General features: G+C 59.4%; 22 protein-coding genes. 9 read left to right on the forward strand and 13 right to left on the reverse strand.

From position 1 onward, the window contains the following. Window positions 1–123 precede the first annotated feature (123 nt). From AC3ITY_RS06185 to AC3ITY_RS06195, 3 genes are all read right to left on the reverse strand, one after another. Window positions 124–1,737: an NAD(P)/FAD-dependent oxidoreductase gene (locus AC3ITY_RS06185; protein ID WP_489308125.1), complete on the reverse strand. Its 1,614-nt coding sequence runs from the start codon at window positions 1,735–1,737 to the stop codon at window positions 124–126. A 95-nt stretch (window positions 1,738–1,832) separates the two neighbouring features. Next, window positions 1,833–2,501, reverse strand: a complete 669-nt coding sequence (locus AC3ITY_RS06190) for a COG3650 family protein (protein WP_489308126.1) — start codon at window positions 2,499–2,501, stop codon at window positions 1,833–1,835. Between the two features lie 110 nt (window positions 2,502–2,611). Next, window positions 2,612–3,208, reverse strand: a complete 597-nt coding sequence (locus tag AC3ITY_RS06195) for a short chain dehydrogenase (protein WP_489308127.1) — start codon at window positions 3,206–3,208, stop codon at window positions 2,612–2,614. Between the two features lie 106 nt (window positions 3,209–3,314). Between AC3ITY_RS06195 and AC3ITY_RS06200 the strand changes: the two genes are divergently transcribed. After that, window positions 3,315–4,223, forward strand: a complete 909-nt coding sequence (locus AC3ITY_RS06200; RefSeq protein ID WP_489308128.1) for a LysR family transcriptional regulator — start codon at window positions 3,315–3,317, stop codon at window positions 4,221–4,223. 232 nt (window positions 4,224–4,455) lie between these two features. Here AC3ITY_RS06200 and AC3ITY_RS06205 read toward each other — a convergent pair whose 3' ends face one another. The 5 genes from AC3ITY_RS06205 to AC3ITY_RS06225 form a co-directional block, all read right to left on the reverse strand. Beyond that, window positions 4,456–5,157: an ABC transporter ATP-binding protein gene (locus AC3ITY_RS06205; RefSeq protein WP_046043979.1), complete on the reverse strand. Its 702-nt coding sequence runs from the start codon at window positions 5,155–5,157 to the stop codon at window positions 4,456–4,458. Continuing rightward, window positions 5,158–5,925 carry a high-affinity branched-chain amino acid ABC transporter ATP-binding protein LivG gene (livG, locus tag AC3ITY_RS06210; RefSeq protein ID WP_477777406.1) on the reverse strand — a complete coding sequence of 256 codons (768 nt, stop codon included), beginning with the start codon at window positions 5,923–5,925 and terminating at the stop codon, window positions 5,158–5,160. It lies immediately after the preceding gene. After that, on the reverse strand, window positions 5,922–7,178 hold the full coding sequence (locus AC3ITY_RS06215; RefSeq protein ID WP_310056572.1) for a high-affinity branched-chain amino acid ABC transporter permease LivM: 1,257 nt from the start codon (window positions 7,176–7,178) through the stop codon (window positions 5,922–5,924). The genes livG and AC3ITY_RS06215 overlap by 4 nt, the downstream gene beginning before the upstream one ends. After that, window positions 7,175–8,098, reverse strand: coding sequence for a high-affinity branched-chain amino acid ABC transporter permease LivH (gene livH, locus AC3ITY_RS06220; RefSeq protein ID WP_046043982.1), 924 nt, complete (start codon window positions 8,096–8,098; stop codon window positions 7,175–7,177). Before livH ends, AC3ITY_RS06215 begins: the two co-directional genes overlap by 4 nt. A 227-nt stretch (window positions 8,099–8,325) precedes the next feature. Next, complete coding sequence (locus AC3ITY_RS06225; protein ID WP_489308129.1) at window positions 8,326–9,453, reverse strand: branched-chain amino acid ABC transporter substrate-binding protein; 1,128 nt, start codon at window positions 9,451–9,453, stop codon at window positions 8,326–8,328. 351 nt (window positions 9,454–9,804) lie between these two features. Between AC3ITY_RS06225 and AC3ITY_RS06230 the strand changes: the two genes are divergently transcribed. After that, a complete protein-coding gene (locus AC3ITY_RS06230; RefSeq protein WP_046043985.1) occupies window positions 9,805–10,110 on the forward strand; it encodes a DUF2288 domain-containing protein in 306 nt (101 codons plus the stop codon). A gap of 296 nt (window positions 10,111–10,406) precedes the next feature. Here the strand turns inward: AC3ITY_RS06230 and AC3ITY_RS06235 are convergent, their stop codons facing one another. Further along, the gene (locus AC3ITY_RS06235) at window positions 10,407–12,602 is read right to left on the reverse strand and encodes a hypothetical protein (protein WP_489308130.1); all 2,196 of its coding nucleotides are present in this window, start codon (window positions 12,600–12,602) and stop codon (window positions 10,407–10,409) included. Window positions 12,603–12,798: 196 nt separating this feature from the next. Here AC3ITY_RS06235 and AC3ITY_RS06240 point away from each other — a divergent pair, with 196 nt between their 5' ends. Further along, window positions 12,799–13,695, forward strand: coding sequence for an NAD(P)-dependent oxidoreductase (locus AC3ITY_RS06240; protein WP_489308131.1), 897 nt, complete (start codon window positions 12,799–12,801; stop codon window positions 13,693–13,695). A 121-nt stretch (window positions 13,696–13,816) separates the two neighbouring features. On the opposite strand, the gene AC3ITY_RS06245 is transcribed toward AC3ITY_RS06240, so the two are convergent. Next, window positions 13,817–14,182, reverse strand: a complete 366-nt coding sequence (locus tag AC3ITY_RS06245; RefSeq protein ID WP_150754146.1) for a YkgJ family cysteine cluster protein — start codon at window positions 14,180–14,182, stop codon at window positions 13,817–13,819. Window positions 14,183–14,450: 268 nt separating this feature from the next. Here AC3ITY_RS06245 and AC3ITY_RS06250 point away from each other — a divergent pair, with 268 nt between their 5' ends. Continuing rightward, window positions 14,451–15,800: a spinster family MFS transporter gene (locus AC3ITY_RS06250; protein ID WP_489308132.1), complete on the forward strand. Its 1,350-nt coding sequence runs from the start codon at window positions 14,451–14,453 to the stop codon at window positions 15,798–15,800. 113 nt (window positions 15,801–15,913) lie between these two features. On the opposite strand, the gene rapA is transcribed toward AC3ITY_RS06250, so the two are convergent. Continuing rightward, the gene (rapA, locus tag AC3ITY_RS06255) at window positions 15,914–18,760 is read right to left on the reverse strand and encodes an RNA polymerase-associated protein RapA (protein ID WP_046043996.1); all 2,847 of its coding nucleotides are present in this window, start codon (window positions 18,758–18,760) and stop codon (window positions 15,914–15,916) included. 218 nt (window positions 18,761–18,978) lie between these two features. Here rapA and AC3ITY_RS06260 point away from each other — a divergent pair, with 218 nt between their 5' ends. The 3 genes from AC3ITY_RS06260 (at window position 18,979) to ccoM (ending at window position 19,835) form a co-directional block, all read left to right on the forward strand. Then, on the forward strand, window positions 18,979–19,320 hold the full coding sequence (locus tag AC3ITY_RS06260; RefSeq protein WP_007998360.1) for a hypothetical protein: 342 nt from the start codon (window positions 18,979–18,981) through the stop codon (window positions 19,318–19,320). 99 nt (window positions 19,321–19,419) lie between these two features. Continuing rightward, a complete protein-coding gene (locus AC3ITY_RS06265) occupies window positions 19,420–19,581 on the forward strand; it encodes a hypothetical protein (RefSeq protein ID WP_178076663.1) in 162 nt (53 codons plus the stop codon). A 143-nt stretch (window positions 19,582–19,724) separates the two neighbouring features. Beyond that, window positions 19,725–19,835 (forward strand): cytochrome c oxidase subunit CcoM, encoded by a 111-nt coding sequence (gene ccoM, locus AC3ITY_RS06270; protein WP_034146738.1) that lies wholly within the window; start codon window positions 19,725–19,727, stop codon window positions 19,833–19,835. 271 nt (window positions 19,836–20,106) lie between these two features. Here ccoM and AC3ITY_RS06275 read toward each other — a convergent pair whose 3' ends face one another. After that, on the reverse strand, window positions 20,107–21,582 hold the full coding sequence (locus AC3ITY_RS06275) for an inorganic phosphate transporter (RefSeq protein WP_489308133.1): 1,476 nt from the start codon (window positions 21,580–21,582) through the stop codon (window positions 20,107–20,109). A 376-nt stretch (window positions 21,583–21,958) separates the two neighbouring features. After that, window positions 21,959–22,159, reverse strand: coding sequence for a hypothetical protein (locus tag AC3ITY_RS06280; RefSeq protein ID WP_007986337.1), 201 nt, complete (start codon window positions 22,157–22,159; stop codon window positions 21,959–21,961). A 692-nt stretch (window positions 22,160–22,851) separates the two neighbouring features. Here AC3ITY_RS06280 and pcaR point away from each other — a divergent pair. Continuing rightward, a complete protein-coding gene (gene pcaR / locus AC3ITY_RS06285; protein WP_489308134.1) occupies window positions 22,852–23,694 on the forward strand; it encodes a pca regulon transcriptional regulator PcaR in 843 nt (280 codons plus the stop codon). 123 nt (window positions 23,695–23,817) lie between these two features. Beyond that, window positions 23,818–25,164: a 4-hydroxybenzoate transporter PcaK gene (gene pcaK / locus AC3ITY_RS06290; RefSeq protein ID WP_489308135.1), complete on the forward strand. Its 1,347-nt coding sequence runs from the start codon at window positions 23,818–23,820 to the stop codon at window positions 25,162–25,164. Window positions 25,165–25,254: the final 90 nt, after the last annotated feature.

Genomic DNA, 25,254 nt, shown 5'->3' on the forward strand with positions numbered 1-25,254 from the left:
AGATCAAATGTGGGAGCGGCGGTGCGGCGATCCGACTTGCTCGCGAAAGCGGTGGATCAGCCAACACATATGTTGGATGTGAAACCGTCTTCGCGAGCAAGCCCGCCCCACATTAGATTGGTATCAGGCGTCGAGACCGAGGATATCCCGAGCCACTGCTTCGGCAATGCGAATCCCGTCAACACCCGCCGACAGAATCCCGCCCGCATAACCCGCGCCTTCACCGGCCGGGAACAAGCCTTTCACGTTCAGACTCTGCAAAGACTCGTTACGGGTAATGCGTAGTGGTGAGGAGGTGCGTGTCTCGATGCCGGTCAACACCGCGTCGTGCAGCGAGTAACCACGAATCTGCTTCTCGAACGCCGGCAGGGCTTCGCGAATCGCTTCGATGGCGAAAGCCGGCAGTGCCAGCGCCAGATCACCCAAGGCAACACCCGGTTTGTAGGACGGCTCGACGCTGCCCAGTTCGGTGGACGGTTTGCCCGCGATAAAATCGCCGACCAGTTGCGCCGGGGCTTCGTAGTTGCTGCCGCCCAGCACGAATGCGTGGGATTCCAGGCGTTCCTGCAGCTCGATACCGGCCAGCGGGCCGCCCGGATAATCGACTTCCGGGGTGATGCCGACGACGATACCGGAGTTGGCATTGCGCTCGTTACGCGAGTACTGGCTCATGCCGTTGGTGACCACGCGGTTCGGCTCGGAAGTCGCCGCTACCACGGTACCGCCCGGGCACATACAGAAGCTGTAGACCGAACGGCCGTTCTTGGCATGGTGCACCAGTTTGTAGTCGGCGGCGCCCAGTTTCGGGTGGCCGGCGTACTTGCCCAGGCGCGCACGGTCGATCAGCGACTGCGGGTGCTCGATGCGGAAACCCACCGAGAACGGCTTGGCTTCCATGAATACGCCACGGCCGTGGAGCATGCGGAAGGTGTCACGGGCGCTGTGGCCGAGGGCCAGGATCACGTGCTTGGAGTGGATCTGCTCGCCACCGTTGAGTTCGACGCCGACCAGTTGGCCATCGTCGATCAACACGTCGGTGACACGCTGCTGGAAGCGCACTTCGCCGCCGAGGGCGCGAATCTGCTCACGCATGTTTTCCACGACGCCGGTCAGGCGGAACGTACCGATATGCGGTTTGCTGACGTAGAGGATTTCTTCCGGGGCACCGGCCTTGACGAATTCGTGCAGGACTTTTCGACCGAGGAATTTCGGGTCCTTGATCTGGCTGTAGAGCTTGCCGTCGGAGAATGTCCCCGCGCCGCCTTCGCCGAACTGCACGTTGGATTCCGGGTTGAGCACGCTTTTACGCCACAGGCCCCAGGTGTCCTTGGTGCGCTGGCGTACTTCTGTGCCGCGTTCGAGGATGATCGGCTTGAAGCCCATTTGCGCCAGCAGCAGCCCGGCGAAAATCCCGCACGGACCGAAGCCGACGACGATCGGCCGCGCGCTCAGGTCGGCCGGTGCCTGGCCTACCGCTTTGTAGCTGACATCCGGCGCCACGCTGACGTTACGGTCATCGACAAACTTGTGCAGTACCGCCGCCTCATCGCGAACTTCAAGGTCGATGGTGTAGATGAAGCACAGTTCGGAGGATTTTTTACGCGCATCGTAGCTGCGCTTGAACAAGGTGAAATCGAGCAGGTCATCGCTGGCAAGCCCTAAGCGCTGCACGATGGCAGGGCGCAGGTCTTCTTTGGGATGGTCGATCGGCAACTTGAGTTCGGTGATTCGTAACATGGCGGGATCCGGTTCGCGGGGCGCACAACTGCGCCAGGGCGTTTGAAGCCCGCGATTATAAGCCTCAAAGGTGCAGGCCCGTGAGGCTTAAACGATCAGTCGTCGCGCGATCCGCCGAAATACCCGCAGCCGCGCTGTACCTGACCGTCGATGCGCAGTTCGGCGCTCATGTGCTGGGTGCTGCCGGTGCTGCTGTCGACGCAACGTTGCGGTGCAACCCACAGTTCGATGTGCTGGTTGTTGGCTTCGGTGCTGAGGTTGAAACGGCCATCGCCCAGTTGCTCCTCGACGTAAGGCACGGCCAACGGCGGCTGGCCGGCCCGGTCGAGGACCATGCCTTTGCCACTGACTTTCACGCTCCACTCCGGGGTGTGGCCGGCGGCGCGCAGGATCAGCAGCTTGAAATTCGGATCATCGCACGCGTTGCTCGAGCTCTCGACGCGGTACAACTGCTCCAGATCGAGCTGGCCGTCACCACCGCTGCCGGCCACAACCCGCCCGCGCACGTCGGCAAACAGCTTGCCCTGCTTATCCGCCAGGTTTGCGGCCTGCTGCAGGACGCTGGTACCGCCCGTGTCGTTGACCACGTAGCGGTTTGCCTGGTTACACGGCTGGAACAGCAGTTTGCCGTCTGCCGCGGTCAACTGGCCTTGCATGCGTGTCTGGCCGACATGGGAGTCGCTCTGCCGTTCACCGTCGAACAACTGGCAAGCGGCGAACAGCGGAAGCAGGGCAACGAGGACTAAGGAACGGGCAACACGCATCTTGGGGTCTCCTGACAAGTGCCGCCACGTTACTCAGCCTGACTGTTCATCACAACCCGTTATCGTCTCCACTTTGTATTGGCGCTGACGCAGGTTGCGATTTTTCACCTTCAGATGTGAAAGGTCTGACCTGTTTGCAGGCCTTCCACGCTTTTGGCGTAGGCCAAAGCCACATCCGCCGCAGGCACCGGCTTGAAGCCACGGAAGTATGGCGCGTATTTGCCCATGGCTTCGACCAGGACATTCGGGCTTATCGAATTCACCCGCAGGCCGCGTGGCAGTTCAATGGCGGCGGCGCGGACAAAACTGTCCAGTGCACCGTTGACCAGCGAGGCCGAAACGCCGCTACGGATCGGATCGTGGCTGAGTACACCGGTGGTGAAGGTGAACGAAGCGCCGTCGTTGGCGAACTCGCGGCCGATCAGCAGCAAATTGACCTGGCCCATGAGCTTGTCTTTCAGGCCCAGGGCAAAGCTCTCTTCGGTCATCTCGTTGAGCGGTGCGAAGGTCACGTTGCCGGCGGCACACACCAGTGCATCGAATTTGCCGGTCTGCTCGAACAGCTTGCGAATCGAGGTGCTGTCGCTGATGTCCACCTGAAAGTCGCCGCTGGTACGACCGATGCGGATGATTTCGTGGCGTTGCGACAGTTCCTTGTCGACGGCTGAACCGATGGTGCCGCCTGCGCCGATCAAAAGAATTTTCATGGGGGCTGATCCTCGTGTGGGTTGAACGAGGTATCAGTTTAGGGTGGTTTTTTCTTCAGATAAGCGCACTAATAGGCAACCTTTGGTTTTCAAATGGAAACAATCCATGAGCGAGATGGATGACCTGGCCGCGTTCGCGGTGTTGATCGAGGCGGGGAGTTTTACCCTGGCGGCGCAGCAGCTCGGTTGCAGCAAAGGCCAGCTGTCCAAGCGCATCAGCCAGTTGGAAGCACAGTTTTCCGTGGTGTTGTTGCAACGTACCACCCGCCGCTTGAGCCTGACCGCAGCTGGCGCTGCGTTGTTGCCGCAGGCCCAGGCGCTGGTGGTGCAAGTCGAGCGGGCGCGCCAGGCCCTGGCGCGCCTGAAGGACGACATGGCCGGCCCGGTGCGGATGACAGTGCCGGTGTCGCTCGGGGAAACCTTCTTCGATGGCCTGTTGCTGGAGTTCTCCGCCAAGTATCCCCAGGTGCAGATCGAGCTGGAGCTCAACAACAGCTACCGTGAATTGTCTCGCGACGGCTTCGACCTGGCGATTCGCTCTGACGTGGCGATTGACCAGCGACTGGTGGCGCGTCCGCTGCTGGCGTGGCAAGAGCTGACCTGTGCCAGCCCGGCCTATCTGGAGCAATACGGTGAACCGCAAACGCCCCAGGCGCTGGCCGAGCATCGTTGCCTGCTCAACAGCCATTACAGCGGTCGCGAAGAATGGCTGTATCACCAGCAGCATGAGTTGTTGCGGGTGCGGGTGTCGGGGCCGTTCGCCAGCAACCACTACAACCTGTTGAAGAAAGCCGCACTGGTCGGCGCCGGTATTGCACGCCTGCCATCCTACTGTTTGCCAGCAGAACTGGCGGACGGGCGTTTGCGATGGCTGCTGCGCGATTATCAGACCCGCAGCATGCCGATGTACCTGGTGCATCCGTATCAGGGCGGTTTGCCCAAGCGCACGCAGGTACTGGCGGATTATTTGATTGGGTGGTTCAAGCGCAGTGGGGAGGCGCTGGATCGGCTTTGAGTCATCACACCGAGATTTTTCAGGTTAACGACAACCTGTGGCGAGCGAGCTTGCTCGCGCTGGGACGCGAAGCGACCCTGAAACCTGCAATCGCGATCTGTCAGGGATATTGCGTTTTCCGGTTTTGCGACTGCTGCGCAGTCGAGCGGGAGCAAGCTCCCTCGCCACAAAAGCTCCCTACTGAAGACATAAAAAAACGGCCCGAAGGCCGTTTTTTGTTTACCGCAATGGCTCAACCACCGAGGTACGCTTCGCGCACTTTCGGGTCGGTCAGCAGTGCTTCACCGGTGCCTTGCATCACCACCCGGCCGTTCTCCAGCACGTAGGCACGGTCAGCGATTTTCAGCGCCTGGTTGGCGTTCTGCTCGACCAGGAACACAGTCACACCGTCCTTGCGCAGCTGTTCGATGATGTCGAAGATCTGCTGGATGATGATCGGTGCCAGGCCCAGGGAAGGCTCGTCGAGCAGCAACAGCTTGGGCTTGCTCATCAGCGCGCGGCCGATGGCGAGCATTTGCTGTTCGCCACCGGACATGGTGCCGCCGCGCTGGGCGAAGCGCTCTTTCAGGCGTGGGAAAAGTCCGAGAACCTTGTCCATCTGTTCCTGATAATCGCCCTTGTCGGTGAAGAAACCACCCATGGAGAGGTTTTCTTCCACGGTCAGGCGGGAAAACACCCGACGACCTTCCGGCACCACGGCAATGCTCTTGCGCATGATCTGCGAGGAGTCCTGGCCGACCAGTTCCTCACCCATGTAGCGGATGCTGCCGCTGTGGGCCTGCGGCGAACCGCAGAGCGTCATCAGCAGGGTCGACTTGCCGGCACCGTTGGCGCCGATCAGGGTCACGATCTCGCCCTGACGGACTTCGACGTTGACGCTGTGCAGGGCCTGGATCTTGCCGTAGAAGGTGGAAACGTTTTCGAACTGCAGCATTTACGCTTCCCCCAGGTAGGCTTTGATCACTTCAGGATTGTCGCGGATCTGTTCCGGCGTACCGTTGGCCAGGGGGGTGCCCTGGTTGATCACGACGATGTGGTCGGAAATGCTCATGACCAGTTTCATGTCGTGCTCGATCAGCAGCACGGTGACGTTGTGCTCTTCACGCAGCAAACTGATCAGCGCCTTGAGGTCTTCGGTTTCCTTTGGGTTCAGGCCGGCGGCCGGTTCGTCGAGCATGAGGATCCGCGGGCGGGTCATCATGCAGCGGGCGATTTCCAGGCGACGTTGCTGACCGTAGGCCAGGGTGCCGGCCGGACGGTTGGCGAACTCCTTGAGGTGAACCTTTTCCAGCCAGTACTCGGCGTACTCCATGGCCTCGCGTTCGCTTCTGCGAAATGACGGGGTCTTGAACAGACCAGACAGGAAGTTGGTGTTCAGGTGACGGTGCTGGGCGATCAAGAGGTTCTCGACCGCGGTCATGTCCTTGAACAGCCGCACGTTCTGGAAAGTACGCACCACGCCTTTGAGGGCGATCTTGTGGCCGGGCAGGCCCTCGATGGCCTCTCCGTCCAGCAGGATGCTGCCGCCGCTCGGCTTGTAGAAGCCGGTCAGGCAGTTGAACACGGTGGTTTTGCCGGCGCCGTTGGGGCCGATCAGTGCCACGACCTGCTTTTCCTTCACGCTCAGGGCTACGCCGTTGACCGCCAGCAAACCGCCGAAGCGCATGCTCAGATTTTCTACTTTAAGGATCTCGCGGCTCATTTACGCAGCTCCATGTGAGGACGTTGCATGGGCAGCAGACCTTGAGGACGCCAGATCATCATCAGCACCATCAAGGCACCGAACATCAACATGCGGTATTCGCTGAAGTCACGCATCAGCTCGGGCAACAGAATCATTACGACGGCCGCGAGGACCACGCCTAGTTGCGAGCCCATTCCGCCCAGCACCACGATGGCGAGGATGGTGGCCGATTCGATGAAGGTGAATGACTCCGGCGTCACCAGACCCTGACGTGCGGCGAAGAAGCTACCGGCAAATCCGGCGAAGCAGGCGCCCAGGGTGAAGGCCGACAGCTTGATCACGGTCGGGTTCAGGCCCAAGGCACGGCAGGCGATTTCATCCTCACGCAAGGCTTCCCAGGCACGGCCGATCGGCATGCGCAGCAGGCGGTTGATCACGAACAGCGCGAACAGCGCCAGCAACAGAGCCACAAGGTAGAGGAATACCACCTTGCTGACGGGGTTGTAGGTCAGGCCGAAGTACTCGTGGAAGGTCTGCATGCCTTCGGCGGCCGTTCTATCGAAGCTCAGGCCGAACAGCGACGGTTTTGGGATGTTGCTGATGCCGTTCGGTCCGCCCGTGAGGTCCGTCAGGTTACGCAGGAACAGACGGATGATCTCACCGAAGCCCAGGGTCACGATCGCCAGATAGTCACCGCGCAGACGCAGTACCGGGAAGCCCAGCAGGAAGCCGAACGTCGCAGACATCAGTCCGGCGATGGGCAGGCAGATCCAGAAGCTCAGGCCGTAGTAGTGCGACAGCAGCGCATAGCTGTAGGCGCCCACCGCGTAGAAACCGACGTAGCCCAGGTCGAGCAACCCCGCCAGACCGACCACGATGTTCAGGCCCAGACCGAGCAGTACATAGATCAGAATCAGCGTGGCGATATCCACCGCACCGCGCGAGCCGAAGAACGGCCACACCAGAGCGACCACGATCAACCCCATAATGATCCAGCGTTGGGTGCTGGGCAGGGTCATGAAGTGGCTGACCTTCGGCGAAACCAGCGAGCCTTTCGGTGCTGACTTCATCATGGTGCTCCACTGCTTGTCGAACAGCACCCGCAGGAACATCAGCACCGAACTGGCGGTGATGATGAACAGCGTGGAGGTACTGGCACCCAGTACTTCGAGGTTGATACCGGCGATGGACAGTTTCAGACCGAGTACCGGATAGGCCACGGCCCAGACCAGCAGGGCGCTGAACAGCGCTTGTTTAAGATTCCTAGTCATACTTTCTCAATCTCCGGACGCCCCAACAGGCCGGTTGGCCGGAATAACAACACCAGAACCAGAAGGCCGAAAGCCACCACGTCCTTGTACTGGTCACCGAATATATCGGCACCGAATGCTTCCGCCACCCCCAGCACCAGACCACCGAGCATGGCGCCCGGAATGCTGCCGATGCCACCCAGTACCGCCGCGGTAAAGGCCTTGAGGCCCACCAGGAATCCGGCGTTCGGGTTGATCACGCCATACTGCATGCTGAGCAATACAGCCGCCACGGCCGCCAGGGCAGCACCGATAACGAAGGTCAGGGCGATGATGTTGTTGGTGTTGATGCCCAGCAGGTTGGCCATCTTGATGTCTTCGGCACAGGCCCGGCAGGCACGTCCCAAGCGTGAACGCGAGATGAACTGGGTGAGGCAGAGCATCACCACCAGGGTCACCACGAACACCAGGATCTGCATGTAGGAAATCAGCACTTCCTGTGCGCCGCCCGGACCGAAACTGAAGCTGCCCGGAATCAGGTTGGGGATCGATTTGTCCTTTGAGTCCTGCGAGAGCAGTACGGAGTTTTGCAGGAAGATCGACATGCCGATGGCCGAGATCAGCGGGATCAGGCGGTTACTGCCCCGCAGAGGGCGGTAGGCGATCCGTTCGATGCTGTAGCCGTAGGCACTGGTTACAACGATGGTCGCCAGGAATGCGGCGGTCATCAACAGTGGCAGAGAATGGATACCCAGCATGGCCAGTCCGGCAAGGACGATGAAGGCCACGTAGGAACCGATCATGTAGACCTCGCCATGGGCGAAGTTGATCATTCCAATAATGCCGTAAACCATTGTGTAGCCAATGGCAATCAGGGCATAGGTGCTGCCAATGGTCAGGCCATTAACCAGCTGTTGGAAGAAGTGATAGATCTCAGGCATTACAACGCTCCTAAAAACCTGATACGCATTTCACTGGTGGAGTCATGTTCCGGCCCGGGCTGTGTGGTCTGTAGCCACCTTCGCACGAGCGTTTGCCAGCGAACCGCTGGTGACGGTTTTAAGATTTTCAGGTAAGTCAGCTCCCGGATCGCGGGACTCTGACCTATTAACCTCGTAAAACAAAGCCCACGGCTTGCGCAGTGGGCTCTATTACTTATGGAGCCAGTTTACTGAGGCGAAACTTCGGTCTTTGGTTTACCGAAATGCCACTGATAAACCACGAACTTGAAGTCCTTCAGGTCGCCCTTGTCGTCGAACGACAGGTCGCCGGTCGGAGTCTTGAAGGTGCCTTTGTGAATGGCTTCAGCCACCTTGGCAGTGTCTTCGCTCTTGGCGGTCTTGATGCCTTCGGCGATCACTTCGACGGCCGAGTAGGCCGGGAACACGAACGGGCCGGTCGGGTCCTGTTTCTTGGCGGCGAACGCCTCAACCAGCGCCTTGTTGGACGGGTCCTGGTCGAAAGACTTCGGCAGGGTCACCAACAGGCCTTCGGAAGCGTCCTGGGCGATTTGCGAGATGGAGTCGTTGCCCACACCTTCAGGCCCCATGAACTTGGCGTTCAGGCCCTTTTCCTTGGATTGACGCAGGATCAGGCCCAGTTCCGGGTGGTAGCCGCCGTAGTAGACGAAGTCGACGTTGGCTTGCTTGAGCTTCTGGATGATCGAGGAGAAGTCCTTGTCACCTGCGTTGAGGCCTTCGAACACGGCAACCTTGACGCCTTTGCCTTCGAGGGTTTTCTTCACGGAAGTGGCGATGCCTTCACCGTATTGCTGTTTGTCGTGCAGCACAGCAACGATTTTCGGTTTTACGTGGTTGGCGATGTAGTTACCGGCGGCAGGGCCCTGGGCGCTGTCCAGACCGATGGTGCGAAACACCATTTTGTAACCCCGGGTGGTGATGTCCGGGCTGGTGGCAGCCGGGGTGATCATGATCACGCCTTCGTCTTCGTAGATGTCCGAAGCCGGTTGAGTGGAGCTGGAGCACAGGTGACCGACAACGAATTTCACACCATCGTTGACCACTTTGTTGGCGACGGCCACGGCTTGTTTAGGGTCGCACGCGTCGTCGTATTCCTTGGCTTCGAGCATCTTGCCGTCGACGCCGCCCTTGGCGTTGATCTGCTCGATGGCCATCTTGGCGCCGATGAACTGCATGTCGCCGTACTGAGTGACCGGGCCGGTTTTAGGGCCCGCGATGCCGATCTTGATGGTGTCAGCTGCGAACGAATGGCTGGCAACCCCGGCCAGAACCATAGCGGCAAACAGTTTGGAAATCTGCTTAGTAGCCTTAGTCATAGTGCTCCACTCTTACTGTTGTAGTTTTTATAGTCCTGGCGCCGAAAGCAGCAGAACCGGGTCAGATATCTGCGACATTCCCCGGAAAAGCCCCTCGGCAACTGTACCGGTACAGTGTAGAGCGCCGATTGTCAGCCTGGGAAGGCGGCGCCGGGGGACAATACCTGCAAGTGTCGCTTTATTGAAAGTAAAAGACAGAATTGCGGCGGGGGTGTTGAAGGGCTTATAGCCGGATTCAGTGCATTCCCTGGCTTTCCTGCGCTTTTCATTTCGGTCACTCAATTGCATCCGGGTTTTTCTGCCAGGCCGCCGACGTTATCATTCGCGTCGATTTCTTTTCCGGACAGTCCCATGAATCAAGAACCTAGCACCCTCTATGCCAAGCTGCTTGGTGAAACTGCATCTATTACCTGGAAAGAGCTGGAGCCGTTCTTCGCCAAGGGTGCCCTATTGTGGGTCGATCCTGGCCTGGATCTGATCGCCGCCGCCGAGGCCGTGGCCCAGGATGAAGGGGAGAAAGTGGCTGCCTGGCTGGCCGCTGACAAGCTCGCCAAGCTGTCTGAAACGCGGGCGCTGGATCTTTTTGAACGTGATCCGCAGCTGTGGGCCGTGGTTGTTTCGCCGTGGATTCTGGTCCAGGAAAGGGCGCAGGCTTAAAAGGTTGCACCTGATTGGTGCGGTCATTTCAAGGGAAAAAGTGTGTAGCCGAGTAGCGTGATGGCATGTTGCCGTGGAGAAAGGCCACAGCTTCACGGTGACGTAAACGTAACGGGAACAGTTGAGAGGGCAACTGAACGTCTGCTCAATTGTTTCTGGATGTTGAATTGCGGTGATTGTGAGACCGCCTTCGCGAGCAGGCTCGCTCCCACAGGGATCGCATTCTTCCAGAGGGAGCGCGGTCAACTGTGGGAGCGAGCCTGATCGCGATAGGGGCGACGAGTTTTCCCGTCTTGTTAAGCCGTCTTGCCCGTATGGTTATTCAGCGAAATGACCTTGGTCTTGCCAATGCGGTGACGGTAGATCTCGCGCAGGTACTTGATCGATTTTTTCACGCAATCCCGGGACAGGCGGATGTCGTTGATCGAGACGAACTTGTCCTTGTCGTTGATCAGTTCGCGGTACTTCTTCTCGTACATCGGCTTGATCGCGTACCAGTTGGTATCGAGGATCTTCGCCGGGTTCTCGAATTCGTTGAGCAGGTCGTCGATCCGGTCTTCGTCGAACTGTTCGTTGATGATGAAGTCGAGGATCGAGTTGTCCAGGGTCTCGTCGAAGCGGTACGGGTTTTTCGCAAAGCAACGCTTGATGAACGCCACGATCAGCGTCAGGAAGTCGTCCGACAGGCACGGGCTCTTGGCGATCAGGGTGGTCAGCGACAGGTTGGCCGAGGCACCGATCACCAGCGCGTAGCGCTTGAGCGTGGTGTTGGGGAACAGGCTGTTGAGGTGCGTCTTCAGCCGGTTCAAATCCATGTAGGACAGCTTGTAGTCCTTCGGCAAGGAAACGATCGACACCACCGACGAGCAATTCTTGAAGAAGTGCAGGTCGTGCAGAGCCGCCGCGTCGTATCCCGAATTCTTGTACTGCTCCAGCGACGCACGATAGCGCTTGGATTCGATCGGCAACAGGCTGATGCCTTCGATGGCCTGGGTGACCTTGTTGAAGTGCGGCAGGTCGATCGAACGGAAGAACAGGTCATCGATGTTCAGGCGCTGCGGCTCTTTCTCGAACACCTTGAATTTGTCGCTGCTCGGCGGCGGGGTTTCCGGCACCACGGACTCGGCATAGGCAATCGCCACCGGGCCGGCCAGGCTCATGAACAGGTCATTGGCGTCCAGGCGGATGGTTTCGCCGATGTCGATGCCGGCGCGACGGAAATAGTTCTGGTCGTAGTCGGTGGTCACCGCCTGGGCCGTCAGAATGTTGAAGATCTGCTGCGAGATGTATTGGTTGGCGTGCTTTTCCATGGCATTGACATCAATGTTCTGGATATTGCCGTCATCGTTCTCTTCGGCGTAACGCATGATGTCGTTGGAGATCAGCATCATCGCGTTCCATGGGCGGATGCGGCCCATGACGCTGGCTTCGCTGCTGTCTTCGTTGGCGAAGTTGTAGGAGAAGTCCCACTCTTCCGACAGGTACTTGCACAGCAGGCGGCCGGCGTTGATGTGCAGCGCCTCGGACATTTCACTGCGGTGATCGGAAATGTTCGGCAGTACACAGATGCCACTGGTGAAGATCGGTTCGAAGACGAAGGAGTGGCCGCTCTTGCTGTCGTGCTCGTCCATCGGTTTGGTGTCGAACGTCTTGTTCATGTAGGAGTGCTGCTGGGCCAGGCCGAATTCCGAAGCCATGCCCGAGCCAGTACCGCCGCCGGCGCTGAAGATCGAGAAGTACAGGCGCGACTGGTTGGCCTTGATGCCGCAGCTGTCGATCAGGTACGAGTGAATCATTTTCCAGTCAGGGCTGGAGAAACGCTGGGTGTCCTTGTTCAGGATGATCTTGGCCAGGTACTGGCCGAGGATCGGTGCGTTACCGGCACCACCGGCGTGGACTTCCGACAGGTCCATGATTTTCATCTTGCTGTAGTCGCGCAGGAAGCCGCTTTTTTCGCCCTTGCGCGAGAAGCGGATGCGTCCGGCGATGTCCTTGTCCAGGTCGCCGAGCATCACCAGCGGCTCGACCAGAAACACCGGTTTGGTGTTTTTGTTCTGGCCCAGGCGCAGGTTGTTGCGGATCCACTGGGCCGGGCTGTAGCCCTTTTCGGCAAAACGCTTGTCCGGCGACAGGCGATCTTCGTTGTTGAATTCGTTGAGGTAGAACTTGCGGGCGTTGTACACCAGCTCCGCCACGTCCAGCGCAATGTTCGAGCCGCAGCGGCCCAGGCCGATCAGGCACACCGACGGGAATTCCTGATCGTTGTGCTGTTCGCTGTCGCCTTCCAGATGCGGTGCGCGCGGGAACACCATGTCGCGCAGGCCGTCGAGGTTGTCGAGGATGCGGTCGGTGTTGGTTTCGGTAAAGTACAGGTATTGCTGGGTCGCCAACGGGCGGGATTGAATCAATGGCTTCGGTGATGACGGGCCGTTGGCCGCGGGGCTCAATGTCAGATCGGTTACTGCAGTGGCCGGGTTGTTTTTAGAAGTCATGGTTCGCCATCTACCTGGGCTGATTGGTTGGCCGACTCGCTGTCGTCGAACCGTCACGGAATAGAATCGCGTCTTTTTTCAGCGCGTACCTGGACCATGCCTTGGTCTTTAGCCTGAGCTTCACTCGGGGTGAATCCTTTCCTAAGTCATGATGAATCGGCCAATATTCGGTGATCTTTAATCAAGAAGAGGCAAAATGATGTCAACGCTACCTTCGCTAGGGTTTGCCGGGATCGGCCTGATGGGGCTGCCGATGTGCCGGCGCCTGCTGGCTGCGGGATATCCGCTGGCGGTATGGAATCGCAATCCGGACAAGTGCAAGCCGCTGGTGGAGGCAGGCGCCCGCCAGGTCGCCAGCCCGGCCGAACTGTGCCAGCACGCTGACGTGGTGATGCTGTGCCTGGCGGATACGTCGGTGGTACGCGAGGTGGTGTTTGGTCCGGCAGGCATTATCGAGGGGGCGAAAAAAGGCCAGTTACTGGTGGATTTTTCCAGCCTGGAGCCCAACGCCACGCGGGAAATGGCCGCAGAACTCGCTGCTAAAACCGACATGGGCTGGCTCGACACGCCGGTATCTGGTGGCGTGGTTGGGGCTGAAGCCGGGAGCCTCGCAATCATGGTGGGTGGTGATGTGCAGGATCTGGAACGGGTCCGGCCCGTGCTGTTGAACCTGGGGCAACGTGTGACACACATGGGCGGCGTCGGGGCAGGGCAGGTGACCAAGGCGTGCAACCAGATGATCGTCGCCTGCAATGCCTTGGTGATTGCCGAAGTGGTCGCGCTGGCGGAGCGTTCCGGGGTTGATGCCAGCCTGATCGCCGAAGCGCTGGCCGGCGGCTTTGCCGATTCGAAACCCTTGCAGATCCTCGCCCCGCAGATGGCGGAAAACCGTTTCGAGCCGGTCAAGTGGCACGTGCGCACTTTACTCAAGGATCTGGATACAGCAGTGAAGTTTTCCCGTGAGCAAGGCTCGGCGACACCGATCAGTGGTCTGGCCGCGCAATTGATGCGCCTGCATGGGAGTCAGGGTTTTTTGGAGAAAGACCCGTCTACATTAGTGCAGATGTACCGTGAGCCAGGCTCAGCGTCGTGACGGTGTAGGCGTGCTTGCGCTGGTTGATTTCGTTCAGTACCGGATGCAACTCGGCCAGTGGCACTGGCCGGCTCAGCAGGGATGAGTAGCCGGTGCCGAAGTCATCGATTGGCGCTATTACTCAGGCGATTTGCTTCTGAGGCGTCTCGAACGCGGGTTGCAGGGCCGGCAAGCCGAAAGCGGCACGGGCCGCGTCGCAATCGGGATTGGCCAGGCCATCTACCCAGGAAGCCTCGAACTCCCGACAGGTGCTGGAGCGTTTTTCGTAAATCGAGCATTGCACTGTACTGCCCACGTCTCCCACCAGACTGGTGCAGCGTACGGGTTTGCAGCCGGTGCCGAGCATCGCGACCCGACTGGGGCTGATCTGTTCGACAAGCTCATCGGGTACCGTCCCTCCGGACGAGGCGCATTCACCCCAGAAAAATGACACGCGAAAATGAGAACAGCAGGCACCGCAATTCAGACACGGACTGGCTTCGGACATGGGCGATTATCGTAAGGAGGAGTGGAGACACAGGGGGGAAACAAGACCGCTATTCTAGGCTTCGCCAACAGCTTGGGAAGGGGGGCTCAAAGGTATTTTTCATCGATCGGACGGGCTGCGAAATACCCGCCCTGCGAAAGCTCCTACAGGTTGCCTCCCATGGGTTGGTATCAGCCTGGAGAATAATGAAAGACAGTCGTGGCCGCCCTGTCTAGATTGCAAAGTCCGGGGGCAGTGACGCCCCAATAACAATAAAAGAGACGGACCCATGCAGAACTCGACCCAAGCGGCCAATGCCTGGCGCATCCTGTTCCTGTTGTTCCTGGCCAACCTGTTCAATTTTTTCGACCGCACCATCCCGGCCATCATCATCGAGCCCATTCGCATGGAATGGCACCTCAGTGATTTCCAGTTGGGGATCATCGGGACGGCATTCACCATCGTCTACGCCATTGCCGGCTTGCCGCTGGGGCGCATGGCCGATACCGGTTCGCGGAGCAAATTGATGGGCTGGGGGCTGGCGGTGTGGAGCGGGTTGACCGCCGTCAACGGCATGGTGGGCAGTTTCTGGAGCTTCCTGATCGTGCGCATGGGTATCGGCATCGGCGAGGCCAGTTACGCGCCGGCCGCCAACTCGCTGATCGGCGACTTGTTTCCAGCTCATCGCCGGGCGCGGGCCATGGGGATCTTCATGCTGGGGCTGCCATTGGGGCTGTTGCTGGCGTTCTTTACCATCGGCGCGATGGTCAAGGCCTTCGATAGCTGGCGCGCGCCGTTCTTTATCGCGGCGGTGCCCGGGCTGATCCTGGCGATCTTCATGTTTTTCATCAAGGAACCGAAGCGCGGCGCCGCCGAGAACGTTCAGGTTTCGCAGGAAAAGATCGATCGGCCGATCCGTCGAGTATTGGCTGTGCCAACCTTCCTGTGGTTGGTGATGGCCGGCCTGTGTTTCAACTTCGCCACCTATGCCTGCAACTCGTTTCTGGTGCCGATGCTGCAACGGTATTTCCTCATGCCGTTGCAGGAAGCGGCGGTTGCCACCGGGGTTATTGTTGGCGTGACCGGGTTGGTCGGCCTGACCCTCGGTGGCTGGATCGCGGACAAGATTCACCAACGAGTCGCCAGCGGGCGGCTGTTGTTTGCGGCCTTCAGTCTGGTGATTTCGACGGTTTGCAGCGCGTGGGCGCTGCATTCCGGGCGAATCGAGATCGGTGTGTTTGTTGCGGTGTTTAGCCTGGGATGGTTGTTCGCCTACAACTTCTACACCTGTGTGTACACGGCGATTCAGGATGTGGTCGAGCCGCGGTTGCGGGCAACGGCGATGGCGCTGTTTTTCGCCGGGCTGTACCTGTTGGGCGGTGGCCTGGGGCCGGTGGTGGTCGGAGCCTTGTCGGATCACTTCGCCCACACGGCGATGCTCGCGGCGGGTGCGCAACAGATGACTGAGGCGTTTAAAGCGGTCGGCCTGCATGACGCGATGTATCTGATTCCGGTGGCGCTGTTGTTCACCGTGCTGTTTCTGTTCCTGGCTTCGCGGTGTTTCGTGCGCGATGCCAAGCGGATGAAGGAAGGGTTGGTGGCGGTGAGTGAGCCTGAAGGTTCTGCGGTGACTGCTTAACTGCTATCGCGAGCCTGCTCGCGAAGGGGCCATGAGCATCACAACAAAAACCAGATAAACAAAAAGGCCCGCATCGCTGCGGGCCTTCTTTTTATACCGGTGGAGGAGCGGTATTAACCCGCCACCAGCACCCGAATCGCTTCCAGTCGCAGCGCAGCCTTGTCGAGCATGGCCAGGCCTTGCTCGCGTTGTTTGCGCAGGGCCACCAGTTCGCTATCGCGCACGGTCGGGTTGACCGCTTGCAACGCGGTCAAGCGCGCCAGTTCTTCCTCGGTATCGGCGGCCAGGCGACGCTGCGCCTCGGCGACACGCTCAGTGTGGCGCGGCAGGATCTTCGCTTCACCGGCGTTGATCCGTGGCGTCAGTTGGTCACGCTGGGCCTGGATGAACTTGTTGGCGCTGGCACGCGGCACGCTTTCGAGCTGATCGTTCAAGGTTTCGAACGACACGCGGGCCGACAGGTCGTTGCCATTGGTATCGAGCAGGCAGCGCAGGGCGGCCGGTGGCAGGTAGCGACCCAGTTGCAGCGAGCGCGGGGCAACCACTTCGCTGACATACAGCAGTTCCAGCAACACGGTGCCCGGCTTCAGCGCCTTGTTCTTGATCAGCGCCACGGCGGTGTTGCCCATGGAACCGGACAACACCAGGTCCATGCCGCCCTGAACCATCGGGTGCTCCCAGGTGATGAACTGCATGTCTTCGCGAGACAGCGCCTGGTTACGGTCGTAAGTGATGGTCACGCCTTCGTCGTCGCCCAGAGGGAAACTGGCGTCGAGCATTTTTTCGCTCGGCTTGAGGATCAGCGCGTTTTCCGAATGGTCTTCGCTGTCGATGCCGAAGGCGTCGAACAGGGTTTCCATGTAGATCGGCAGCGCGAACTGATCGTCTTGCTCAAGGATATCTTCCACCAGCGCATCGCCTTCGCCCGCGCCACCGGAGTTCAGCTCCAGCAAACGGTCACGACCGGTGTGCAATTCGACTTCCAGACGCTCACGCTCGGTGCGGGCTTCGTCGATCAGCGCTTGCCACTCGCCATCGTCAGCTTCTTCGAGCAGCGGCAGCAGGCGCGGGCCGAACTGGTGCTGCAAGGCGTTGCCGGTCGGGCAGGTGTTGAGGAATGCGTTCAGTGCTTCGTGGTACCACTGGAACAGGCGCTCTTGCGGGCTGGTTTCCAGGTACGGCACGTGCAGTTCGATGATGTGCTTCTGGCCGATCCGGTCCAGACGACCGATGCGTTGCTCCAGCAGGTCCGGGTGGGACGGCAGGTCGAACAGCACCAGGTGATGGGAGAACTGGAAGTTGCGACCTTCACTGCCGATTTCCGAGCAGATCAGCACTTGCGCACCAAACTCTTCGTCGGCGAAGTAGGCGGCGGCGCGGTCACGCTCGAGGATGTTCATGCCCTCATGGAACACCGTGGCCGGGATGCCGGAACGCACGCGCAGGGCGTCTTCCAGGTCCATGGCGGTTTCGGCGTGGGCGCAGATCACCAGCACTTTGGTGCGCTTGAGCATCTTCAACTGGTCGATCAGCCACTCGACGCGCGGGTCGAACTTCCACCAGCGTTCTTCTTCGCTGGCGTCCGGTTGGGCCTGGAAGCTGACTTCCGGGTACAGCTCGGCGTGATCGCCCAGCGGCAGTTCGAGGTATTCGTCCGGGCACGGCAGCGGGTACGGATGCAGCTTGCGCTCCGGGAACCCCTGCACGGCAGCGCGGGTGTTACGGAACAGCACGCGGCCGGTGCCGTGGCGGTCGAGCAATTCACGCACCAGGCGGGCGCTGGCTTCGGTGTCGCCATCGTTGACGGCGGCCAACAGGGCTTCGCCTTCGTTGCCGAGGAACCCATGGATGGTCTTGTGGGCTTGCGGCGACAGACGCCCCTTGTCCAGCAACTCCTGAACGGCTTCAGCCACCGGGCGATAGTTTTCGCTCTCGGCGCGGAAGGCTTGCAGGTCGTGGAAACGGTTCGGGTCGAGCAGGCGCAGACGAGCGAAGTGGCTGTCCTGGCCCAGTTGTTCCGGGGTCGCGGTCAACAGCAGCACGCCGGGAATGGTTTCGGCGAGTTGCTCGACCAGGGAATACTCAGGGCTGACCTGATCTTCGTGCCACACCAGGTGGTGAGCTTCGTCGACCACCAGCAAGTCCCAGCCTGCTGCGAACAGCGCATCCTGGGCTTTCTCGTCGTCCACCAGCCACTCAAGCGCGACCAGCGCGAGCTGGGTGTCTTCGAACGGGTTGCTGGCATCGCTTTCGATGAAGCGCTCTTCGTCGAACAGCGCAACCTGCAGGTTGAAGCGCCGGCGCATCTCTACCAGCCACTGGTGCTGCAGGTTTTCCGGAACCAGGATCAGCACGCGGTTGGCGCGGCCCGAGAGCAATTGGCGATGGATCACCAGGCCGGCTTCGATGGTTTTGCCCAGACCCACTTCGTCGGCCAGCAGAACCCGAGGCGCGATCCGGTCGGCGACTTCGCGGGCAATGTGCAACTGGTGCGCGATGGGTTGCGCACGCACACCGCCCAGGCCCCACAGCGAGGACTGCAACTGACGGCTGGTGTGTTCCAGAGTGTGATAACGCAGGGAGAACCAGGCCAACGGGTCGATCTGGCCGGCGAACAGACGGTCGCTGGCCAGGCGGAACTGAATGAAGTTCGACAGTTGGGTTTCCGGCAGGGTGACCACTTCGTTCTGCCCGTTGAGGCCGTGGTAAACCAGCAGGCCATCAACGTCATCGACTTCGCGGACGGTCAGCTTCCAACCTTCGAAGTGAGTGATGGAGTCACCCGGCGAAAACCGCACACGGGTGAGGGGCGCATTCCTTAGCGCGTACTGGCGAGTGTCGCCAGTGGCCGGATAGAGCACGGTCAACAAGCGGCCGTCCTGTGCCAGAACGGTGCCTAAACCCAGCTCGGCTTCGCTGTCACTGATCCAGCGTTGCCCCGGTTGATACTGCTGCGCCATGCTGCCTGACTCCCACCTGAAAAAGCGGGCTATCTTAACGGAATGAGGGCTTCAGGGCCAAAGGACTCTCAGAAAAACTCACAGTCATACGTTAGCCCACCTGTGCATGACGCGCCGCTCGGTGCACTAATGAGTGCCAAATGAGTCACAGTTTGCGACCGATGGCTCAAGTCGCCATCCCCGCAGCCGACAGCCTGCTGACAGGAGACATGAAAACCATGCTGCCACCGATGCTCCCCCTGAGTGCCGTGCCGATCACTTCACAGACCGACCCGATCCGTCAGCGCCCGGATATTCCACCGGTGGTGCCGGTGCAGGAAAGCTCCAGTGAAAGCACCATCGACCTGCAAAAGCGCAATCCTGAAGAGGACGGGTTAGTTCTGCGCGAAGAGCAGCGCCGCAGGCAGGAGCAGGAACGGCGCCGCCGTGAAGCCGACAATGACCCCGAGGCGCACTTGGCGATTCCCGGGGATGAGCTCAATGCCGACAACACCGTGCCGGTGGCGCCGCTGATGGAAGATCAGCCGCGGCAGGGGCTATGGGTCGATATCGAGATTTGAGCGCAGGCTGGTCAGCGCGGCCGTCAGGCCGCATTATTGGTGCAGGGTTGCCGAACGCTACGGTGGCTGAAACTCATTTCAAGCGATGCACTGACCGCCATGAGCCAAGACGACAAACTGATTGACCTCAATGCTGAACGCGCCAAGCGTGTTCATGACCTCAATGACAAGCGACTCAATGAAGTTCGCCAGGCGTTCGAGCAGGCCATGCCGTTGGGCAAGGCCAGGAAAAAGCCGAAAAACAAACCGAAAAAGCGCTGAAGTCCCCCGCATTCATTGATGCGGGTCAAATTTTTCCCTTCCTCTTGCCCAGTCTCGGGCGACATTGATCCCGGTCAATATTTTCTCCTGCCCGTTTGGTTAACTTAGCCCTATCGCAACAGGGCAAGTACAGGAGACGCGTCATGTTTTTCGACAACGTGGTGATCGCCGGAGTGCTGACTGTCAGCCTCATGTTTGTATTTTTTGCAGGGTTCGGATTTTTTATCTGGAAGGATTCGCACAAGCGGAAGTAACCGCAGTTCTTTCTGGATGTAATGAGCACGCAAGGCATTTTGGGCAACTTCGGTTGCCCTTTTTTTGTGCCTGTCTTTTGAGGAAGTACACAAGATAAATGTGGGAGCGGGCTTGCTCGCGAAGGCGCTGTGTCAGTAAACATAGATACTGACTGACACGGTCTCTTCGCGAGCAAGCCCGCTCCCACATTAATTGTGTAATGTCGGAAGTAGGCAGCAATAAAAAAGGCGCGTTCCTTGCGGAGCGCGCCTTTTCTGGTTTGGCTGCTTATCAGCTGCCAAGGGCCTTCGAGGCCAGCCAGAACAACCCGGCCGACAAGGCCACGGTGGCTGGCAGGGTCAATACCCAGGCCAGCAGGATGGTTCTGACGGTGCCGCTTTGCAGGCCGCTCTTGTTGGCGACCATGGTGCCCGCCACGCCCGAGGACAGCACGTGGGTGGTGGAAACCGGCAGGCTGAAGATGTTCGCCATGCCGATCAGGCTGGCGGTGGTGATCTGGGCCGACATGCCTTGGGAGTAGGTCATGCCCTGCTTGCCGATCTTCTCGCCAATGGTCAGTACCACGCGTTTCCAGCCGACCATGGTGCCCAGGCCCAAGGCCAGTGCAACCGCCAGGATCACCCAGAAAGGAGCGTATTCGGTGGTGGTGGTCAGGTCCTTGCGCAGTTTGTCCAGGTCAGCCTTTTCACGGGCCCCGAGAGTCGGCAATTTGCTGACTTTCTTCGCCGTGTCGTCCAGGCAGAGCAGGTAACGACGTACTTCGATGCGGCTTTCCGACGGCAGCGAGTGGTAGTCGGCTACACCCTTGAGGGTGCCGAGCAGGGCGGTGATGGTCGGTTCTGTCTGTTGCGGGTTGCAACGGAACTTCTCCGGCAGATCGCCTTCCACACTCTTGCCCAGGGCCAGGAACTCGCCCAGGGTTTCAGAATTGCGCTGGTAGAACTGGCTCAGGTGCAGTGTGGCATCGCGAGTCCGCTCGATCTGATAGGTCGTGCTGTTCAGGTCGAGGACGAACTGCGCCGGCACGATACCGATCAGGACCAGCATGATCAGGCCGATACCTTTCTGACCATCGTTGGAACCGTGCACGAAACTCACGGCCATGGCCGAGATCACCAGTACCAAGCGATTCCAGAACGGTGGGTGTTTTTTGTCGTCGATCTTGCGGCGCTGTTCCGGCGTCTTGTGCATCTTCGACAGCGGACGCCACCATTTAAGACCGATCAGGATCAGCGCGGCGATCAGGAAGCCGGCCATTGGCGAGAACACCAGCGAGGCGCCGATATCGATCGCTTTCTGCCAGTTCACACCGTCAGCCAGCGGAATATCGTTGATCAGGGCGTTGGCCAGACCGACTCCGAGGATCGAACCGATCAACGTGTGGGAACTGGAAGCGGGAATACCGAAGTACCAGGTGCCCAGGTTCCAGGTGATGGCGGCGGCGAGCAACGAGAACACCATGGCCAGTCCGTGACCGGTGTTCACATTGATCAGCAGTTCTACCGGCAGCAGATGGACGATGGCATACGCCACGCCGACCCCGCCCAGCAGCACGCCGAGGAAGTTGAACACACCGGAGAAGAACACCGCCAGGTGAGGCGGCATGGCTTTGGTGTAGATAACGGTCGCCACCGCGTTAGCGGTGTCATGAAAGCCGTTGATGAACTCGAAGGCGAGGACAAAGGCCAGGGCGAGCAAGAGGCTCACAAGCACCCAAGCATCCAGTCCGCTGAATAAATCGATCATGAAGGTTTTCTGACCCGGTCATAAGGGGGCGCGATTATGCCAGAAAAGACTGCTAATCAATGCACTAGCTGCTCATCGGTAACATTCTTCAACGAATTTTTTTGCCGCAGCACCGGAAAACCCAGTGTTTTGCTGCGTTTTTTAAGTAATTGATTTTATTGAAGAAATACGTTGTCACATAACCTTCACGGCCCGGTAAGAGGGGCTTGAACGGTTGTGCGAAAAATCTGAGAAATAGGTCAGATACCGGAAATCTGCCTGATTCGACGACGGTAATGGCCGCTGCCCGCTCATAGCGGGCACGCAAGGCAACATCAATACATCCCGCTTTTAACGGGTGCAGAGGCAGGCCCTGGTAAGGATCAGGCCAAAGCAGTCACGGCTCTTCGGCTTTGAGTTCCTTTTCCATTTTTTGAAGTTCTTGCTGGAAAACCTGATCCTGAACGGTGGCGCGTTTACGCCAGGGTTTGCGTTCCGGTTCGGGTTGAGCGGCGTAAGTGGTGACTTCTCCGCCGTAAACTTCCTTGTAACGTTGTTCCTGGCGCTCTAGTTCCGCGCGCAGTTCGTCTTTCGTCACAGTGCTACCTGTTTGAGTTGGGATAAATTCTGGTGAACACGCGCTGCATCAAATCGATCGATCACGTTCGTCGAATGGGCAATGCCCGTCAAGGCATCGTTTTTGGCAACGATGTGATCAATACTTCCATGTCACAGGCGGCCACGGCACCAGAGATAAACAGCTGACGTAGCTTCAGTTTCCTGTTTCAGCAAGCGCACTGACAAGGCGGTTCAATGCGAATCTGGCGCTTGCAACGGGCAACGGCGATGGAACATCGCATTGCCGGGCAGCGGGTTCGGTAAGTAAAAAACCGAAGCGCTACTGAATTGTATTATAGCGGCCGATTTGAAGAACACTATCTCCAAAGAGTTAAAAGTGGATCTTGGTGTGTGACCATTTTGTTGCTCGAAACTTTGCGATTAACTAGAACGTCGACTCAGACCACATCGCTACCGTGCCTTTCTGACGCCATTAAGTCGGGCAAGTTACGGTAATTGGATTGCCCCATTTAAGTCCTGTGTCGAGTCGACGTAAACATGGGGTCGCGAGTCAGCGAAAAACCGGACACCGGCGGATCGGGCGATTTACACGGTGGATTGCGATTATCGGTCGAGCGTTCGATAATCGCACGGAGTTGGCAGGCCGGGCTTGAGCGTCAGGCGGTAGCCCTTTGTAATAGTCGCTGATCCGACTGGGTAAAAGGACCTTGTATGAACGATCAAATGCGCAATTCCTTCGCTTCAGTGGCTCCCCCCATCGTTGCTTCACCGGCCAAACGGATCCAGGCACTGACCGGCGACCCGGATTTCATGACGTCCCTGGCCCGTGGCCTGGCCGTGGTGCAAGCGTTCCAGGAGCGCAAACGGCACCTGACCATCGCCCAGATCAGCCACCGTACGGAAATTCCCCGCGCCGCGGTACGCCGTTGCCTGCACACCCTGATCAAGCTCGGCTACGCCACCACCGACGGCCGCACCTATTCGTTGTTGCCCAAAGTGCTGACCCTCGGCCATGCCTATGTGTCCTCGACGCCGCTGGCGGTTTCCGCCCAACCTTACCTGGACCGCATGAGCGAGCAACTGCACGAGGCCTGCAACATGGCCACGCTGGAAGGTGATGACATTTTGTACATCGCCCGCTCCGCGACCACCCAGCGCCTGATTTCGGTGGACCTGTCGGTGGGCGGGCGCTTGCCGGCCTATTGCACGTCGATGGGGCGGATTCTGCTGGCCGCGCTGGATGACACGTCGCTGGGCGAATACCTCGACCACGCCGAGTTGCAAACCAAGACCAGTCGTACGATTCACACCCCCGAGGCATTGCTCGAATGCCTGCAAGAGGTGCGACAGCAAGGCTGGTGCATCGTCGACCAGGAACTCGAGCAAGGGCTGCGTTCGATTGCCGTCCCGGTGTACGACGCTTCCGGGCAGGTGGTTGCGGCCCTCAACGTCAGCACCCATGCGGGGCGGGTCAGCCGCAATGAACTTGAACAGCGTTTCCTGCCCGGTTTGTTGAGCGCCAGCCGCGACCTCAGCGCCCAGCTGTTTGCCTAAGCTGTTCGATAAACGCACAGAGTTGCGTTTATCGAATTGACGCTGTTTCCTGCGGATCATTACTGTCGCGGCTTCGTCAGCATCTGCTGACACCGTTCGACTGCGATCCGTGGAATAAAAATAATGAACCAGCCTCAGTCTGCTGTAGGAAACTGCCTCGACGTGCAGTCCTTCATCAATGCCCAACCCATTTCGCGCTACCAGTGGCGCGTGGTGATCCTGTGTTTCCTGATTGTCTTCCTAGATGGCCTCGACACCGCGGCCATGGGGTTCATCGCCCCGGCCCTGTCCCAGGACTGGGGTATCGACCGCGCCAGTCTCGGCCCGGTGATGAGTGCGGCGTTGATCGGCATGGTCTTCGGCGCACTGGGCTCGGGCCCGTTGGCTGACCGCTTCGGGCGAAAAGTCGTACTGGTCGGTGCGGTGCTGTTGTTCGGTGCCTTCAGCCTGGCCTCGGCCTACAGCAGCAATGTCGATCAGTTGCTGGTGTTGCGCTTCCTGACCGGCCTGGGGTTGGGCGCCGGCATGCCGAACGCCACCACGCTGCTGTCGGAGTACACCCCGGAGCGCAAAAAGTCCCTGCTGGTGACCAGCATGTTCTGCGGTTTCAACCTCGGCATGGCCGGCGGCGGATTTATCTCGGCCAAGCTCATTCCGGCCTTTGGTTGGCACAGCCTGCTACTGATCGGCGGGCTTCTGCCGCTGATCCTCGCCGTCGTTTTGCTGCTCTGGCTGCCAGAGTCGGCGCGTTACCTGGTGGTGCGCAACCGCGGTGCGGACAAAGTGCGCAAGGCACTGGCGCCGATTGACCCGACGGTGGTGGCCCAGGCGTCCAGCTTCAGCGTCCCGGAGCAGAAAACCGTGAAGGCGCGCAATGTGTTTGCGGTGATCTTCTCCGGCACCTACAGCACCGGCACCTTGTTGTTGTGGCTGACCTACTTCATGGGCCTGGTGATTGTTTACCTGTTGACCAGTTGGCTGCCGACCCTGATGCGCGACAGTGGCGCGAGCATGGAGCAGGCGGCCTTCATCGGCGCGCTGTTCCAGTTTGGTGGCGTGCTGAGTGCAGTGGGCGTGGGCTGGGCAATGGACCGGTTCAATCCGCACAAGGTCATCGGCACTTTCTACCTGCTGGCCGGGGTGTTTGCCTATGCGGTAGGGCAGAGCCTGGGCAACATCACAATCCTGGCGACCCTGGTGCTGGTGGCCGGGATGTGTGTCAACGGTGCGCAATCGGCAATGCCGTCGCTGGCTGCACGGTTCTATCCGACTCAGGGGCGGGCCACCGGCGTGTCGTGGATGCTCGGGATCGGCCGCTTTGGCGCCATCCTTGGTGCCTGGATGGGCGCGACGCTGCTGGGGCTGGGCTGGAACTTCGAGCAAGTGCTGACGGCGCTGGTGATTCCGGCGGCGCTGGCAACGACGGCGGTGGTAATCAAGGGCATGGTCAGTCATGCGGATGCGACCTGAGGCCTGTCCGATTCTTCATTGAGCGTGCGGACCTCTTCGTCGGATCGCCGCCCGGAGCAGGCTCGCTCCCACAGGTGATCGCATTCCTCT

The sequence above is a fragment of the Pseudomonas sp. GL_091 genome (genome assembly GCF_057837725.1).

What these genes read in the sequence shown, in the direction of transcription:
- AC3ITY_RS06215 (WP_310056572.1), bottom strand. Translation starts at nt 7,178, where the DNA reads ATGACTAGGAATCTTAAACAAGCGCTGTTCAGCGCCCTGCTGGTCTGG.
- pcaK (WP_489308135.1), top strand. Translation starts at nt 23,818, where the DNA reads ATGAACCAGCCTCAGTCTGCTGTAGGAAACTGCCTCGACGTGCAGTCC.
- AC3ITY_RS06225 (WP_489308129.1), bottom strand. Translation starts at nt 9,453, where the DNA reads ATGACTAAGGCTACTAAGCAGATTTCCAAACTGTTTGCCGCTATGGTT.
- pcaR (WP_489308134.1), top strand. Translation starts at nt 22,852, where the DNA reads ATGAACGATCAAATGCGCAATTCCTTCGCTTCAGTGGCTCCCCCCATC.
- rapA (WP_046043996.1), bottom strand. Translation starts at nt 18,760, where the DNA reads ATGGCGCAGCAGTATCAACCGGGGCAACGCTGGATCAGTGACAGCGAA.
- ccoM (WP_034146738.1), top strand. Translation starts at nt 19,725, where the DNA reads ATGTTTTTCGACAACGTGGTGATCGCCGGAGTGCTGACTGTCAGCCTC.
- livH (WP_046043982.1), bottom strand. Translation starts at nt 8,098, where the DNA reads ATGCCTGAGATCTATCACTTCTTCCAACAGCTGGTTAATGGCCTGACC.
- AC3ITY_RS06245 (WP_150754146.1), bottom strand. Translation starts at nt 14,182, where the DNA reads ATGTCCGAAGCCAGTCCGTGTCTGAATTGCGGTGCCTGCTGTTCTCAT.
- livG (WP_477777406.1), bottom strand. Translation starts at nt 5,925, where the DNA reads ATGAGCCGCGAGATCCTTAAAGTAGAAAATCTGAGCATGCGCTTCGGC.
- AC3ITY_RS06185 (WP_489308125.1), bottom strand. Translation starts at nt 1,737, where the DNA reads ATGTTACGAATCACCGAACTCAAGTTGCCGATCGACCATCCCAAAGAA.
- AC3ITY_RS06205 (WP_046043979.1), bottom strand. Translation starts at nt 5,157, where the DNA reads ATGCTGCAGTTCGAAAACGTTTCCACCTTCTACGGCAAGATCCAGGCC.
- AC3ITY_RS06250 (WP_489308132.1), top strand. Translation starts at nt 14,451, where the DNA reads ATGCAGAACTCGACCCAAGCGGCCAATGCCTGGCGCATCCTGTTCCTG.
- AC3ITY_RS06195 (WP_489308127.1), bottom strand. Translation starts at nt 3,208, where the DNA reads ATGAAAATTCTTTTGATCGGCGCAGGCGGCACCATCGGTTCAGCCGTC.
- AC3ITY_RS06275 (WP_489308133.1), bottom strand. Translation starts at nt 21,582, where the DNA reads ATGATCGATTTATTCAGCGGACTGGATGCTTGGGTGCTTGTGAGCCTC.
- AC3ITY_RS06265 (WP_178076663.1), top strand. Translation starts at nt 19,420, where the DNA reads ATGAGCCAAGACGACAAACTGATTGACCTCAATGCTGAACGCGCCAAG.
- AC3ITY_RS06190 (WP_489308126.1), bottom strand. Translation starts at nt 2,501, where the DNA reads ATGCGTGTTGCCCGTTCCTTAGTCCTCGTTGCCCTGCTTCCGCTGTTC.
- AC3ITY_RS06200 (WP_489308128.1), top strand. Translation starts at nt 3,315, where the DNA reads ATGAGCGAGATGGATGACCTGGCCGCGTTCGCGGTGTTGATCGAGGCG.
- AC3ITY_RS06240 (WP_489308131.1), top strand. Translation starts at nt 12,799, where the DNA reads ATGATGTCAACGCTACCTTCGCTAGGGTTTGCCGGGATCGGCCTGATG.
- AC3ITY_RS06230 (WP_046043985.1), top strand. Translation starts at nt 9,805, where the DNA reads ATGAATCAAGAACCTAGCACCCTCTATGCCAAGCTGCTTGGTGAAACT.
- AC3ITY_RS06235 (WP_489308130.1), bottom strand. Translation starts at nt 12,602, where the DNA reads ATGACTTCTAAAAACAACCCGGCCACTGCAGTAACCGATCTGACATTG.
- AC3ITY_RS06260 (WP_007998360.1), top strand. Translation starts at nt 18,979, where the DNA reads ATGCTGCCACCGATGCTCCCCCTGAGTGCCGTGCCGATCACTTCACAG.